The organism is Methylorubrum thiocyanatum, from assembly GCA_014138645.1.
GTDB classification, from domain to species: Bacteria; Pseudomonadota; Alphaproteobacteria; order Rhizobiales; family Beijerinckiaceae; genus Methylobacterium; species Methylobacterium thiocyanatum.
The window spans coordinates 708,803-722,683 of sequence record JACJIB010000003.1; the positions used below are offsets into that span (position 1 = coordinate 708,803).

17 protein-coding genes are annotated in these 13,881 nt (G+C 70.0%); 12 read left to right on the forward strand and 5 right to left on the reverse strand.

Annotated elements, in window-relative coordinates; translation table 11 throughout:
- Positions 1–53: 53 nt before the first annotated feature.
- From HNR51_RS10945 to HNR51_RS10955, 3 genes are all read right to left on the reverse strand, one after another.
- Positions 54–1,010 carry a molybdopterin-dependent oxidoreductase gene (locus HNR51_RS10945; RefSeq protein ID WP_182554941.1) on the reverse strand — a complete coding sequence of 319 codons (957 nt, stop codon included), beginning with the start codon at positions 1,008–1,010 and terminating at the stop codon, positions 54–56.
- The gene (locus HNR51_RS10950) at positions 1,007–1,879 is read right to left on the reverse strand and encodes a cytochrome b/b6 domain-containing protein (RefSeq protein WP_182554942.1); all 873 of its coding nucleotides are present in this window, start codon (positions 1,877–1,879) and stop codon (positions 1,007–1,009) included. Before HNR51_RS10950 ends, HNR51_RS10945 begins: the two co-directional genes overlap by 4 nt.
- A gap of 163 nt (positions 1,880–2,042) precedes the next feature.
- Positions 2,043–2,342, reverse strand: coding sequence for a hypothetical protein (locus HNR51_RS10955; protein WP_096486229.1), 300 nt, complete (start codon positions 2,340–2,342; stop codon positions 2,043–2,045).
- Between the two features lie 273 nt (positions 2,343–2,615).
- On the opposite strand from HNR51_RS10955, the gene HNR51_RS10960 reads away from it, so the two are divergent.
- From HNR51_RS10960 to HNR51_RS10990, 7 genes are all read left to right on the forward strand, one after another.
- Positions 2,616–3,563, forward strand: a complete 948-nt coding sequence (locus HNR51_RS10960) for an aspartate carbamoyltransferase catalytic subunit (protein ID WP_012455378.1) — start codon at positions 2,616–2,618, stop codon at positions 3,561–3,563.
- Positions 3,564–3,568: 5 nt separating this feature from the next.
- The gene (locus HNR51_RS10965) at positions 3,569–4,873 is read left to right on the forward strand and encodes a dihydroorotase (RefSeq protein WP_182554943.1); all 1,305 of its coding nucleotides are present in this window, start codon (positions 3,569–3,571) and stop codon (positions 4,871–4,873) included.
- Entirely contained in the window at positions 4,870–5,478 is a 609-nt protein-coding gene (plsY, locus tag HNR51_RS10970; protein WP_012455380.1) for a glycerol-3-phosphate 1-O-acyltransferase PlsY, read from the forward strand. The genes HNR51_RS10965 and plsY overlap by 4 nt, the downstream gene beginning before the upstream one ends.
- 30 nt (positions 5,479–5,508) lie before the next feature.
- On the forward strand, positions 5,509–6,702 hold the full coding sequence (dprA, locus tag HNR51_RS10975; RefSeq protein WP_182554944.1) for a DNA-processing protein DprA: 1,194 nt from the start codon (positions 5,509–5,511) through the stop codon (positions 6,700–6,702).
- A 323-nt stretch (positions 6,703–7,025) separates the two neighbouring features.
- Positions 7,026–7,853 carry an SGNH/GDSL hydrolase family protein gene (locus HNR51_RS10980; RefSeq protein WP_182554945.1) on the forward strand — a complete coding sequence of 276 codons (828 nt, stop codon included), beginning with the start codon at positions 7,026–7,028 and terminating at the stop codon, positions 7,851–7,853.
- Positions 7,850–9,016: a hypothetical protein gene (locus HNR51_RS10985; RefSeq protein WP_012455383.1), complete on the forward strand. Its 1,167-nt coding sequence runs from the start codon at positions 7,850–7,852 to the stop codon at positions 9,014–9,016. The genes HNR51_RS10980 and HNR51_RS10985 overlap by 4 nt, the downstream gene beginning before the upstream one ends.
- 27 nt (positions 9,017–9,043) lie before the next feature.
- A complete protein-coding gene (locus tag HNR51_RS10990; protein WP_182554946.1) occupies positions 9,044–9,724 on the forward strand; it encodes a DJ-1/PfpI family protein in 681 nt (226 codons plus the stop codon).
- Positions 9,725–9,822: 98 nt separating this feature from the next.
- Here the strand turns inward: HNR51_RS10990 and ruvX are convergent, their stop codons facing one another.
- Entirely contained in the window at positions 9,823–10,320 is a 498-nt protein-coding gene (gene ruvX / locus HNR51_RS10995) for a Holliday junction resolvase RuvX (RefSeq protein ID WP_141952328.1), read from the reverse strand.
- Positions 10,317–10,895: an SMI1/KNR4 family protein gene (locus tag HNR51_RS11000; protein WP_012455386.1), complete on the reverse strand. Its 579-nt coding sequence runs from the start codon at positions 10,893–10,895 to the stop codon at positions 10,317–10,319. Before HNR51_RS11000 ends, ruvX begins: the two co-directional genes overlap by 4 nt.
- A 169-nt stretch (positions 10,896–11,064) precedes the next feature.
- On the opposite strand from HNR51_RS11000, the gene HNR51_RS11005 reads away from it, so the two are divergent.
- The 5 genes from HNR51_RS11005 to HNR51_RS11025 all read left to right on the forward strand — a co-directional run bounded on the left by HNR51_RS11005 (position 11,065) and on the right by HNR51_RS11025 (position 13,874).
- Positions 11,065–11,235 (forward strand): hypothetical protein, encoded by a 171-nt coding sequence (locus tag HNR51_RS11005; protein ID WP_182554947.1) that lies wholly within the window; start codon positions 11,065–11,067, stop codon positions 11,233–11,235.
- A gap of 150 nt (positions 11,236–11,385) precedes the next feature.
- Positions 11,386–11,673 carry an Asp-tRNA(Asn)/Glu-tRNA(Gln) amidotransferase subunit GatC gene (gene gatC, locus HNR51_RS11010; RefSeq protein WP_012455388.1) on the forward strand — a complete coding sequence of 96 codons (288 nt, stop codon included), beginning with the start codon at positions 11,386–11,388 and terminating at the stop codon, positions 11,671–11,673.
- Positions 11,674–11,763: 90 nt separating this feature from the next.
- Positions 11,764–13,245: an Asp-tRNA(Asn)/Glu-tRNA(Gln) amidotransferase subunit GatA gene (gatA, locus tag HNR51_RS11015; RefSeq protein ID WP_182554948.1), complete on the forward strand. Its 1,482-nt coding sequence runs from the start codon at positions 11,764–11,766 to the stop codon at positions 13,243–13,245.
- Positions 13,242–13,553: a hypothetical protein gene (locus tag HNR51_RS11020; protein ID WP_182554949.1), complete on the forward strand. Its 312-nt coding sequence runs from the start codon at positions 13,242–13,244 to the stop codon at positions 13,551–13,553. The genes gatA and HNR51_RS11020 overlap by 4 nt, the downstream gene beginning before the upstream one ends.
- Before the next feature lie 78 nt (positions 13,554–13,631).
- A complete protein-coding gene (locus tag HNR51_RS11025; protein WP_182554950.1) occupies positions 13,632–13,874 on the forward strand; it encodes a type II toxin-antitoxin system RelE family toxin in 243 nt (80 codons plus the stop codon).
- Positions 13,875–13,881 lie beyond the last annotated feature (7 nt).

Sequence of the window (13,881 nt, forward strand, 5' to 3'; positions counted from 1 at the left end):
AGTGGGTGAGCCGGGCGGCGTTGTCAAATCGGGCGAACGCGCAGGGCGCGGCCTCAAATCCCCGCGTACCATTCGTAGCCGCGGTCTTCCCAGTAGCCGCCGCCCCCCTCGCCGATGCCGTTCAGGGTCTCGGTCACCTCGATCCGCATGACGTACTTGGCCTGCTTGTAACCGAGCTGGCGCTCGACCCGTAGTCGCAGGGGGGCGCCGTTCGAGACCGGCAGGGCCTGGCCGTTGAGGTCGTAGGCGAGGATCGTCTGCGGATGGAAGGCGTCGGTCAGATCGATGCTCTCGTAGTAGCGCACCGGGGTGCCCTGCGCTGCCTCGTCCACGTCGGCCGGGGCCTCGTCACCGGCGGCCTTCGAATCGCTGGCCTGATTCTCCGCACCTTCCGGCCGCGACTCCATGCCGGGATTGGCGGTTTTCTCCGTTGGCTTCTCCTCGGCTTCGTCGGGCTCCTCGCTCGCGGCGTATTCCATCGTGTCGGCGCAGTGGAACACGATGTAGCGGGCGTTCGGCTTCAGACCGGCGCGCTGCAGCACCTCCGAGAGCGGCACGCCGGTCCACTTGCCGATGGCGCTCCAGCCCTCGACGCAATCGTGCCGGGTCGTCTGGGTGCGGGCAGGCAGCGCCCGCAGGTCGGCGAGGCTCAGATCCTGCGGCCGTTCGACGAGGCCGTCGACGCGGAGCTTGAAGCCCTGGAAGCGTTGGGCGGCGAGCGCCTTGTAGGCCCGGTCCGGCGGGTCGATCGTGCCGTTCGGCTTGAACCAGGGCGAGATCTGCGAGTCCGGAAACTCCTTGGCCAGCGAGGCCGGGGTCAGCAGCAGGCGCTGCACGAACAGGTTGGCATCCTCGCCGGCCTTCAGCGCCCGCTGCCCGGTGGGGCTCGCCGCGAAGCGGTCGCAGCCGCCGAGCGCCGAGACGCCGAACAGGCCCGCCGCCGCCGTGAGGAAGCCGCGGCGATGGGGCTTCGGAATCGACAGGCGGGGTCTCTCAGGGCGGGCTTTCATCGGCTCTCTCCCGATCCAGCGGGAAGCTTTCGGCGCTCGATCACGAACCATCCGGTGATCATGCTGCGCATGTTGTTGGCTACGCCGGAGAGCAGGACGAGCAGGACGTGGACGATCACGAACAGCACAAGCAGGTTCGTGACGATGAAGTGGACCGTGCGGGCCGATTGCCGGCCGCCGAACAGGTCGGGCAGGGGCACCACCGCGTTCATGCCCGGCGACATGGCCAACCCCGTGAGCACCATCAGCGGCAGCAGCACCGCCACCACGACGAGGTAGGAGAGTTTCTGCAGCACGTTGTAGCGCTTGGCCTCGTCACCTTCCGGGAAGTGCAGGGTCAGGTGCTCGCGGATCGAGGAACCGAACCCGCGCATCTGGTCGCCGTCGGGGATGACGCGGCGGCGCAACTGGCCGGTGCCGATCCCATAGACGAGGTAGATCAGCCCGTTGATGACGAAGGCCCAGGCGAACAGGAAGTGCCAGCGCCGGCCGGTGGCCAGATCCTGATGCGCCGGCAGGGTCGCCCAGGACGGGAAGGCGCGCCCTGCCGGCTGGCCGTTGAGGTTCGACAGGCCGAGCACGCCGGTGGTGTCGAAGGTGTGGCCGGCGACGTAGACGATGCCGCGGGGCGTGCCGTCGTCGCGCTGGTCGTCGGTGATGGCGACGAACGGCGAGTCGAAGGTCGAGGCCGCGCCCCAGTTGAGCGCCGGATGGGCGTTGAAGATCTGCAGGCCGCTCATCAGCAGGATGGCGAGGCAGACCACGTTGATCCAATGCGCCAGCCGGATCACCAGTGGGTGGCGGAACATCCAGCGCCGTCGCACCGTCTCCACGATGTCCGGCCCCGAGAGCGTCGATCCTGCGGCCACCGCGCACTGTTCCTTAGCTGAAGCCGTCCCCACCGGATCGGAGGACCGTCTGGCGCGGGGATGAGGTAAGCCTTCGTTCCGTACGAAAAAGCCCGCCCGGTCTAACCGGGCGGGCCGAGGATCGCCTAGATGGCGAGCCGGTCACAGTCGGGTGACAGGCCGATCACATGCCGCCCGCGCCGGACTCCATGCCGGAGCCGGAATTCATGCGCTTCGAGCGCATCATCTTCTTGCTCTTCATCGGCTTTTTCATCTTCTTGGAGCTGCGCTTCATCGGGCGCTGCTCCTGGCCCATGTCATCACCCATGGCGCCCTGCTGCATTTGGCCGCCCATCTGATTGCCCATCTGGCCGCCCATGCCGGGCTCCATGCCGCCCCGCTGCATGCCCTGGGCATAGGCGCCCGACGAGAGGGCCAGACCGAGCGAGAGGGCGCCGGCGGTCAGGAGAAGTCGCGTATTCATGGGTTTCCTTTCGTTTCCGGGCGAGCAGACGAAGACCGTGGACAGCCTTCGGCCGCTTCGAAACCCAACGGATGTTGGAAGAACGGAAGCGAGGCGGGATCGTTCAAACTTTCCCCGATCACGGACTCGCGACAATGAAGAAAATCTCTTCGCGGCGCCCAGGGGAGGCGGTTCTCCTCAGGGCGCCGTGGGCCGTCGCGGCGCGGCCGGCCCCGCGTCTTGCCGGGCTCCTCCCGGACACCTATAGCCCTCGACCGACGCAATGATCTCCGCATGACCGCTCAGACCGCACCCGCCTTCCCGCACCGGCACCTGCTCGGCATCGAAGGCCTGAGCCGTCCGGACATCGAGTCGCTCCTGGAGCGCGCCGATGCCGCCGTCGCCCTGTCGCGGCAGGTGGAGAAGAAGCGCACCACCTTGCGCGGGCGCACCCAGATCAACCTGTTCTTCGAGCCCTCGACCCGGACGCAATCCTCGTTCGAGCTGGCCGGCAAGCGGCTCGGTGCCGACGTGATGAACATGTCGGTGGCCTCGTCCTCGGTGAAGAAGGGCGAGACCCTGATCGACACCGCCGCGACCCTGAACGCCATGCGCCCCGACATCATCGTCGTGCGCCACCATGCGGCGGGCGCGGTGCATCTGCTGGCGCGCAAGGTCGATTGCGCCGTGGTCAATGCGGGCGACGGCGCCCACGAGCACCCGACCCAGGCGCTGCTCGACGCGCTCACCATCCGCCGCAACAAGGGCGGCATCGAGGGGCTCACGGTCGCGATCTGCGGTGACGTGCTGCATTCGCGGGTTGCGCGCTCCAACATCATCCTGCTCCAGGCGCTCGGTGCCCGGGTGCGGGTGATCGGCCCCTCGACGCTGCTGCCCACCGGCATCGAGCGCTTCGGCGTCGAGGTGTTCACCAACATGCGGGAGGGGCTGAAGGGCTGCGACATCGTGATGATGCTGCGGCTTCAGCGCGAGCGCATGAACGGCTCTTTCGTCCCCTCGGTGAAGGAGTATTTCCGCTATTACGGCCTCGACGGCGACAAGCTGGCGCTGGCCAAGCCCGACGCGCTGGTGATGCATCCCGGCCCGATGAACCGCGGCGTCGAGATCGCCTCCGACATCGCCGACGGAGCGCAATCGCTGATCCGCGAGCAGGTCGAGATGGGCGTCGCCGTGCGGATGGCCGTGCTGGAAGCGCTGGCGACCCACCTGCCGAACGGGTGACCCTGATGAGCGCACTCCTCCTCTCCAACGCCCAGCTCCTCGACCCCGCCACCGGCCGCGAGGGTCCCGGCGCCGTACTCGTGCGCGACGGTCGCATCGCCGATGTCGCCTTCGGTGCCGCGCCCGGCGCACCGGAGAACTGTGAAAGGATCGATTGCGGCGGGCTCACCCTCAGCCCCGGCCTGATCGACCTGCGCGCCTTCGTCGGCGAGCCCGGCGCCGAGCACCGTGAGACCCTCGCCTCGGCGAGCGCCGCGGCCGCCGCGGGTGGCGTGACGACGCTGGTCTGCATGCCCGACACCAACCCGGTCATCGACGGGCCGGCCATCGTCGATTTCGTCCTGCGCCGCGCCCGCGACACGGCGAGCGTCAATGTCCTGCCGGCCGCCGCCATCACCAAGGGGCTGGCGGGGCGCGAGATGACCGAGTTCGGCCTGCTGGCGGAGGCCGGCGCCGTCGCCTTCACGGACGGGCTGAAGGCCGTCACCAACGCGCAGGTGATGCGCCGGGCGCTCACCTATGCCCGCGACTTCGGTGCGCTGCTGATGCAGCATGTCGAGGAACCCGACCTCGTCGCCGAAGGGGTGATGAACGAGGGCGAGATGGCCTCCCGCCTCGGGCTGATCGGCATCCCCCGCGAGGCCGAGACGATCATGCTCGAGCGCGACATCCGCCTCGTGCGCCTCACCGGGGGGCGCTACCACGCGGCGATGATCTCCACCGCCGATTCGGTCGAGATCGTGCGCCGGGCCAAGGAGGCGGGCCTGCCCGTCACCTGCGGCGTCTCGGTCAACAACCTCGTCCTCAACGAGGGTGACATCGGCCACTACCGCACCTTCTGCAAGCTCTCGCCCCCCTTGCGCCGCGAGGACGACCGGCAGGCGGTGATCGCCGCGCTGAACGAGGGCGTGATCGACGTCATCGTCTCCGACCACAACCCGCAGGATGTCGAGACCAAGCGCCTGCCCTTCGCCGAGGCCGCGGACGGCGCGCTCGGTATCGAGACGCTGCTCGGTGCTTCCTTGCGCCTGCTGCACACGGGCGACGTGACGCTGACGACGCTGCTGAAAGCGCTCTCCGCCAACCCGGCCAAGCTGCTCGGCCGCGAGGCCGGGCGCCTGACGGCGGGCGCGCCCGCCGATCTCGTGCTAATCGACCCCGATCTGCCCTACGTGCTCGACAAGCGGCAACTGAAGTCGCGCTCCAAGAACTCGCCCTTCGACGAAGCGCGGCTTCAGGGCGCGGCGGTGCTGACCCTGGTCGAGGGCCGGGTCGTCCACCGCTCCGACCTGTCCGCGATCGCCGCATGACCCCGCTTCTCGCGGCCGGCTGGCCGGCTCTCATCGCCGCCCTCGTCCTGGGCTACGCCTGCGGCGCGATCCCCTTCGGGCTGATCCTGACGAAGGTCGCGGGCCTCGGCGACGTGCGGACGATTGGCTCAGGCAATATCGGCGCGACCAACGTGCTGCGCACCGGCCGAAAAGGTCTCGCCGCCGCGACGCTGCTATGCGACGCGCTCAAGGGCACGCTGCCGGTGCTCGCCGCCGGCCAATGGGGGGAGGGGCCGGCGCTCGCCGCCGGGCTCGGTGCCTTCCTCGGCCATCTCTTTCCGGTCTGGCTCGGCTTCAAGGGCGGCAAGGGGGTGGCAACCTTCATCGGCGTGCTGCTGGCCCTGAGCCCGCTGACGCTGGCCGCCTTCGCCGCGATCTGGCTCGGGCTGGCCTTCGCCCTGAAATACTCCTCGCTTGCCGCGCTCGCCGCCTCGGCCGCCACGCCCGTGATCCTGTGGGCGCTCGGACACGGTGGGGTTGCAGCGCTCTTCCTCGTGCTCGCAGCGCTGCTATGGTGGAAGCACGCGCCCAATATCCGCCGACTCGCCGCCGGCACCGAGGGGCGGATCGGGCAGAAGGGCTGAGACGGCTCCCTCCCGAACGGAGGGGGTTCGATGCAGCTCACCGATGCGCAGCGTCTCGACTGGCTGCGCCTGATCCGAACCGACGGTATCGGCCCGCGCAGCTTCCGCGGCCTGATCAACCGCTTCGGCAGCGCTTCCGCCGCCCTCGACGCCCTGCCGGACCTGACGAAGCGCGCGGGAAAACGCGCCGTGCCGCCGACGCGGGCGGAGGCCGAGCGCGAGATGGCGGCGGCCGCACGGCTCGGGGCGCGCTTCATCGCCATGGGGGAAGCGGCCTATCCGAAGGCGCTCCACGCCACCGAGACCGCGCCGCCGCTGATCGCGGTGCGCGGGGATCCGGCCGTCCTGCTGAAAGCCTCGGTGGCGATGGTCGGCTCGCGCAACGCCTCGACCGCCGGCCTCGCCTTCACCGAACGGCTCGCCCGCGGCTTCGGCGAGGCGGGTCTCGTCGTGGTCTCGGGGCTTGCCCGCGGCATCGATGCCCGCGCCCACAAGGCCGCCCTCACCACCGGCACCGTCGCCGTGCTCGCGGGCGGGCAGGACAAGATCTACCCGGAGACCCTTGCCGGTCTCGTGGACGCGATCGTCGATGCGGGCGGCGCGGTGGTCGCCGAGATGCCGATGGGCTGGGTGCCGCGGGGCCGCGAATTTCCGCGCCGCAACCGCATCATCTCCGGCCTCAGCCTCGGCACGGTGGTGGTGGAGGCGGCGCGCCGCTCCGGTTCGCTCATCACCGCCCGCTTCGCGCTGGAACAGGGCCGCGAGGTCTTCGCGGTCCCCGGCTCACCGCTCGATCCGCGGGCGGAGGGCACCAACGACCTGATCCGTCAGGGCGCGACGCTGGTCTCGGAGGTCGAGCACGTCCTCTCCGTCCTCGAGCCGCTGATCGCCGGGGGTGCGCCGTCCGCGGGCGGCCTCGACGATCGCCCGGAGCCGTCGGGGACGACCGATTACTGGGACGAGATCGATTTCGACGGCACCGCACCCGTCGCCCTGTCGCTGTTCCCCGGTGCGGACGAACCGGTCGAGACGGGCTCCGAGCCCAAGGACGACCGTGCCCGGCTGATCGCGCGGCTCAGCCCGACCCCGGTCGCCACCGACGAACTCGCCCGCTCCACCGGGCTGCCGGTTCGCGTCGTGCAGACGACGCTGCTCGAACTCGAACTCGACGGCCGGATCGAGCGTCACGGCAGCGGGACGGTTTCCCTGGTGTCCCGGGCGTGAGGCCGGCAGAGAACGGCAAGCGCCCGCACGAGCCGCCGTCACCGCCATCGATCGTCAATCCTCAGGACGGGTGCCGCCTCGGACCGGCACCGCGTCACGGACGAAGTGCTGCGACGACCAAAGATCCCTTCGCGCGGCGCGTGTTCTTAAGAGTCCATCAAACACGGCGCATTGCCGAGGGGGCGAATCGCGATTATTGGGCCGCAATCCGGTATCGGTTCGGCTAGAATGACCGATATCGACAGTTCCGCGTAGCCGCCCGATCAAGGCGGCACGCGGGCGGGGGCTCGGAAACGGTGGCGCGGCTTCTTCGTCATGCTCGGATGCGGACAGTCCTGACGGGACGTCCGCGGCGTCTCGTCGGCGCGGCGGCGCTGCTGCTGGGCCTCAGCCTCTCCTCGACCGCCGTGCTCGCCTACGCCGACCTACTGCCGCAGAATCTCGATTTCGACCTCGATCTCGGCCTGTTCGCGGAGGCCGATCCGACGGGCCTTCCGCATGTCGCCCAGAAGATCGCGCTCGGCGGGCCGCTCAGCATCGTCGCCTTCGGCTCCTCCTCGACGGAGGGCGTCGGCGCCTCGACGCCCGCCGCCGCCTATCCCGCCCGTCTCGAAGCCGGACTGCGGCGCGCCCTGCCGCATCTCGGCAGCCGGATCACGGTCGCCAACCGCGGCATCGGCGGCGAGGCGGTGGACGAGATGCTGGCCCGGCTCGACCGCGACGTGATCGCGCCGCACCCCGATCTCGTGATCTGGCAGACGGGCAGCAACGACGCCCTGCGCGGCGTCTCCCTCGACCATTTCCGCGAGGCGACCGAGGCGGCGCTGGAGCGCATCCGCGAGGCGGGGATCGACGTGGTGCTGATGGAGCCGCAATGGTGCCCGGCGCTGGACGCCACGCCCGGCGCCGACCGCTTCCGCGACGCGGTGCGCGCGCTGGGCAGCGATCTCGGCGTCGCGGTGATCCGCCGCTCCGACCTGATGCGCGACTGGATCGGCCAGGGCCGGCTCACCCGCACCGAGTTGTTCGCCAGCGACGGCCTGCACATGGCCGATGGCGGCTACGCCCTGCTCGCCGAGGCCGCGCAGGATGCGGTGCTCGACGGCGCCGAGGCGGCGCCGGTCGCGCTCGCGGAGGCGGGGACGGATTGAGGCAGGTCTTCCAGGCGATGCGCGTCGCCGGTTGTCTCGGGCTCGGCTTCCTCCTTACGGCGATCCTCACTGCAGCCATGCCCGCCGCGGCTGCCGACACGCGCCTACTCCCCGAGAATCCGCGCTACGCCCGCAACCGGACATGCGCCGACGTGACCGTGGTGGCGCCGGCCCGCCGTCCCGCTACGCATCCCCTCGATGACCGGATCAGCCCGAACCCGGCGCTGTCGCCGATGAGCCAGGGCGACAGCGCGATCTGCTTCGCCTACGCCACCGCCGACATGATCTCGCAGCGGGTCGGCGTCACCGTCTCGGCGCTGGATGTCGCCACCCGGTACTACTTCGCCGACCCGGCGGGCCTGTCCCGCAGCCGCGACCGCGCGCTGCGGGACTATCTGCGCCGGCATCCCGATCTGGCGGAAGAGATCGCCGAGAGCCGCAACGACACCGAGGCGAGCCGCGAGCGCAACCCGGGACGCAAGCCCTATTTCGACAAGCTGGAGGATGGGCAGGAGGAGGCGGCGGCTCTGCTCTACAACCTCGGCGGCCTGTGCACCGACCGGGACCTGCCCTCCTTCGACGGCTACGGCCAGCACCTCGGCACCTTCGGCGCCCTGCGCTGGCGCAGCCGCGTCGCCGCCCCGAAGATATCCTGGCGCAGCCTCGGCGGGACGGTGCCGCGTCTGCGCGATCCGGCCACCGACGCCTTCAACGCCGGCTGGATCGCCCATGTCGAGCGGCGCTGCCGGCGAACACCTCTGCCGGTGCCGCTGATCCCGGTCTCGGACGCGATCGCCGACAACCAGCTCGACTTCATGGACAAGGCGGCACGCGGAGAGCCGGGCCTCGCGGCCGGCACCGACCGGCTGATGGCGATGATCGACTACGCCCTCGACCACAACCGCCTGCCGGTGGTGGGCTATTCCTGGTACGTGTTGGAGGAGCGCCTGCCGAAGGACCCGGACATCGCCGCCGACCATTCGAGCCCGATCATCGCCCGGCGGAACGCCGGCGGACGCTGCCAGTACCACCTGCAGGACAATACCGGCGAGTATTGCGCCCGGATGCGGCCCGGCATCGCCGAGCGCTGCGATCTCGGCCGGGTCTGGCTCGACGAGGACGAGCTGCGCGCCTCGCTCTACAGCGTGATCTATCTGCGGTAGGCCCTTTCCGCGCGGAGGATTTCCACGATGACGATCGAGATCGGCTTCCTCGTCTTCCCCCGGGTGCAGCAGCTCGACCTCACCGGCCCCTACGAGGTGTTGGCCATGGTGCCGGACACCCGCGTGCATCTCGTCGCGAAAGATCTGACCCCGGTCGCGAGCGCCACCGGCCTCGTGCTGACGCCCACGATCACCTTCGCCGAATGCCCCGCTCTCGACGTGATCTGCGTGCCGGGCGGCTCAGGCGTGAACCCGCTGATGGAGGATGCCGAGACCCTCGACTTCCTGCGCCGACAGGCGGAGCGCGCCCGCACCGTCACCTCGGTCTGCACCGGCGCCCTGGTGCTCGGCGCCGCGGGCCTCCTGCGGGGCAAGCGCGCCACCACCCATTGGGCGGCGCACGACCTGCTCAGCCCCCTCGGCGCGATCCCGACGCAGGGACGCGTGGTGCGCGACGGCAACCTGATCACGGGCGGCGGCGTGACCGCGGGCATCGATTTCGGCCTGACGCTCGCGGCGGAACTCGCCGACGAGGCCACCGCACGGGCGATCCAGCTCCATCTGGAATACGCCCCGGCCCCACCCTTCGAGGCCGGCCGGCCCGAGACCGCGGGCCCCGAGACGCTGGCTGCCGCCCGCGAGCGGCTGTCGGCGACGCGGCGGGAGCGGGAGGCGATCGTGGCCCGGCTCACGCAAGCGCAGGGTTAGAGCATCATCCCGAAAGGTGGTTTCCGGCTTTCGGAAAAAGATGATGCAAAGACAAAAGCTTAGAGCATCGTGCTGGATCCGATATCCAGCACGATGCTCTAGAACCGGTCCGCCTCCTCGGCCGCGCCCGAAAACATCCCGCCCATGACGTCGAGGCAGCTCTGGAGGATGTAGGCGGCGGCGAGCTTGTCGACGACTTCCCCGCGCCGCGCCCGCGAGGCGTCGGCCTCCAGCAGGGTGCGGGTGACGGCGGCGGTGGAGAGGCGCTCGTCGAAGAACAGCACCGGCAGCGGCAGCAGCGGCCTGAGGTTGCGGGCGAAGCTTCGGCTCGATTGCGCCCGCGGGCCTTCCGAGCCGTCCATGTTGAGCGGCAGGCCGATCACGAGGCCGCCGACGCCGTGGGCCGCGCAGAGCGCCACGATCCGCCCTGCATCGGGGGTGAACTTCACCCGGCGGATGGTCTCCAGCGGCGAGGCGATCTGGCGGCCGACATCGGACAGGGCGATCCCGATGGTCTTGGTGCCGAGGTCGAGCCCGATCAGGCGCGGCGCCCCCCGCGAGGCCTCGGCGAAGGCCGCGATCTCGTCCCGGTTCACGAAGCCGCCGCTCCGAGCTGTTCCAGGGCCGCCGCGTCGTCGCCCGCGAAGGTCGCGGGCAGGGGGCCTTCGCCCTCGCCGAGGATGTGCACGATCTCCAGCCCTTGGAGCCCACGCAGGAAGGCGGAGAGGTCGGCGCCGCCGAAATGCACCGTCTCCAGATCGGCGCACAGCACCCAGATGTCGTATTCGGGGAAACCCGGGGTCACGTCGAAGAACAGGAAGTCGCCCCGCTCGGTCTGCCCGAAGAAGCAGGCCCGCTCCATCAGCTCGGCATCGGCATCGCCCTCGATAGTGAAGCGGTGCGGCTCGTCGCTGTCCCCGTCACGCAGGCCGTCGAGGGCGAGCGCCACGCCGTGGGAGATCAGGTGCGCCCGGGCGCTGAGATCCGCCGCCGCCACTGGAACCGGGGTGAAGATGCGCAGATGCCCGCCGATCCGCCCGGCGCCGCATTCCTTCGCGAAGCTGCGGTAGCTCTGGGGGAGGGGGAAGCCGAGTTCGGCCTCGGCGCGGGCGAGGTCCGCCTCGCTCGAGGTCAGCCCCGGACGGAAGTCCCGGAAGACGCTATCCCACATGCCCCGTCCTCCCTGCACGCCCGGCGAGGATGCGGCTTACGCCGGCCCGCGCGGACTTGTCCACCGCGCAGATTAACCATGACGAACGACCGTTCGCACCGGGATGGAGCGGAAAGCGAAAAGCGGTGTTAAGGTTTCGTTAACTACACCGTAACCGCCCGTGCCCTCCATGCCGCAGCCCGCCGTCCACTCCGGATCAACCCGCTTCTCGCGGCGGCACGCGCTCATGCTGGCGCTCGCCCTCGAGATCCTCTTCGTCGGCGCCTACAACGCCGACCGTTACCGTCGCCCCGGCATCAGCGTCGACATCCCGGCGACGCGGGGCCACGTCATCGTCTGAGACGGCGCCGTGCGCAGCCGGCCTTCCTCGGCGCTGCGCCTGAGCGCTGCCCCGGGAACGGCCCTGAGCGTTGCCCCTTCGCGAAGGCGGGTGCTATAGCCCGGCGCATTCCGGGCGGGGCTCTTTCGCGCCCGAGGCAGGCAAGGCGGCATGTCGGTCGACGAGACAACGGTACGGCGCATCGCGCATCTGGCCCGCATCGCGGTGGCCGACGAGGATGTCGGCCCGCTGCAGGGCGAACTCAACGCGATCCTCGCCTTCGTGGAGCAACTCGGCGCGGTCGATGTCGAAGGCGTCGAGCCGATGACCTCCGTCACCCCGATGCGCATGAAGAAGCGTGCGGACGTGGTCAACGACGGCGGGCGGGCGAGCGACATCGTCGCCAACGCCCCCGAGACCGAGGACAACTATTTTCTCGTGCCGAAGGTCGTCGAGTAAGGTTTCTCGGCATCGTCGGAGCGGTTTCTCCGGCCCCTCGCGGAGGCGAACCAACGCCCGCGGGGCCGGGCGCGTAGGTCTGGAACGGGCATGACGGCACTCAACGAACTCACCCTGGCCGAGGCCCGCGACGGGCTGAAGGCCAAAGATTTCTCGGCCCGCGAGATCGCGCAGGCGCATCTCGACGCGATCGAGCGGGCCAAGGCGCTCAACGCCTACATCGTCGCGACGCCCGACCGCGCGCTGAAGATGGCCGACGTGTCGGACGAGAAGATCGCCAAGGGCGAGGCGCGCCCGCTCGAAGGGCTGCCGCTCGGCATCAAGGATCTGTTCGCGACCCAAGGGGTCCACACCACCGCGGGCTCCAAGATCCTCGAAGGGTTCGAGCCGCATTACGAGTCGAACGTCTCGTCCCAGCTCTGGCGCGACGGCGCGGTGATGCTGGGCAAGCTCAACCTCGACGAGTTCGCCATGGGCTCGTCCAACGAGACCAGCGCCTACGGCAAGACGATCTCGCCCTGGCGCCGCCAGGGCTCCGACACGCCGCTCGTGCCCGGCGGATCGTCCGGCGGCTCGGCGGCGGCGGTGGCCGCCCACCTGTGCCTGGGCGCCACCGCCACCGATACCGGCGGCTCGATCCGCCAGCCCGCGGCCTTCACCGGCACGGTCGGCATCAAGCCGACCTACGGCCGCTGCTCGCGCTGGGGTATCATCGCCTACGCCTCCTCCCTCGATCAGGCCGGCCCGATCGCCCGCACGGTGCAGGATTGCGCCATCCTGCTCGGCTCGATGGCCGGACACGACCCGCGCGACACCACTTCGGTCGATCTGCCCGTGCCGGATTTCGAGGCGGCGATCACCCGCGGCGTGAAGGGGCTCACCATCGGCATCCCCAAGGAGTACCGGGTCGAGGGCATGCCCGCCGAGATCCAGCGGCTCTGGGACCAGGGTGCGGACTGGCTGAGGGAGGCCGGCGCGACCGTCCGCGAAATCGCGCTGCCGCATACGCAATACGCGCTGCCGGCCTACTACATCGTGGCGCCGGCCGAGGCCTCCTCGAACCTCGCCCGCTACGACGGCGTGCGCTACGGCCTGCGGGTTCCGGGCAAGGACATTGCCGGGATGTACGAGAACACCCGCGCCGCGGGCTTCGGCCGCGAGGTGAAGCGGCGCATCATGATCGGCACCTACGTGCTGTCGGCGGGCTACTACGACGCCTACTACGTCCGGGCGCAGAAGATCCGCACGCTGATCAAGCGCGACTTCGAGGCGGCCTACGCCTCCGGGATCGACGCGATCCTGACGCCTGCAACTCCCTCGGCGGCCTTCGGCATCGGCGAGATGGCCTCGGCCGACCCGGTCGAGATGTACCTCAACGACGTGTTCACGGTGACGGTGAACATGGCCGGGCTGCCGGGCATCTCGGTGCCGGCCGGCCTCGACGCGCAGGGGCTGCCGCTGGGCCTCCAGCTCATCGGCCGTCCCTTCGACGAGGAGACGCTGTTCGCCGCCGCGCAGACGATCGAGAACGCGGCCGGGCGGATCAGCCTGCCGAAGGCGTGGTGGGCGTGAACGCGCACCCCGTCGTCCCGGTCTACGCGTTCTCGGTCTGGATCCAGGCCGGCTTCGACCCCCTGCTGATCGCCGTGGCGCTCTTCCTCGGTTGGAAGGCGGATCAGTTCGGCAAGGTGTTCATCGCGGCCATCGCCGCGCTGGCGATCTCGGTGCTGTTCGCGTGGCTCGTCACCCGCATCGGCTTGCCGTGGCCGGCCCCCGTGGCCGCCGACCTGCCGACGTTCTTCCCGGTGCGGACGGTGGCGGCGTTTCTCTGGGCCGCGGTGGGCTATGGCGCGCGGCGGGTGCTCAAGCGCCATTCCTGAGGGCGCCCCTCCACACTTTTAGGTTGTATTCTCTGGGCGATTCGGCGTTCACTGGCGTTTCGACGCGACGCCGATGCCGTGAAGACGCTTCTCTACACAGCCGCCGCCCTCAAGAGCCTGACCAAACTTCCGAAGCCTGCGCAGGCCGATATCCTGGCCAAGCTGGAGCGCTACGCGACAACCGGCTCAGGCTCGACCAAGGCCCTTATCGGCCGGCCCGGCGTGCGGTTGCGTGTCGGCGATTACCGTGTCGTCTTCACCGAGACAGCCGACGCGATCTCTGTCTTTGCGATCGGCGATCGGCGTGACATCTACACCTGAGAGGGTG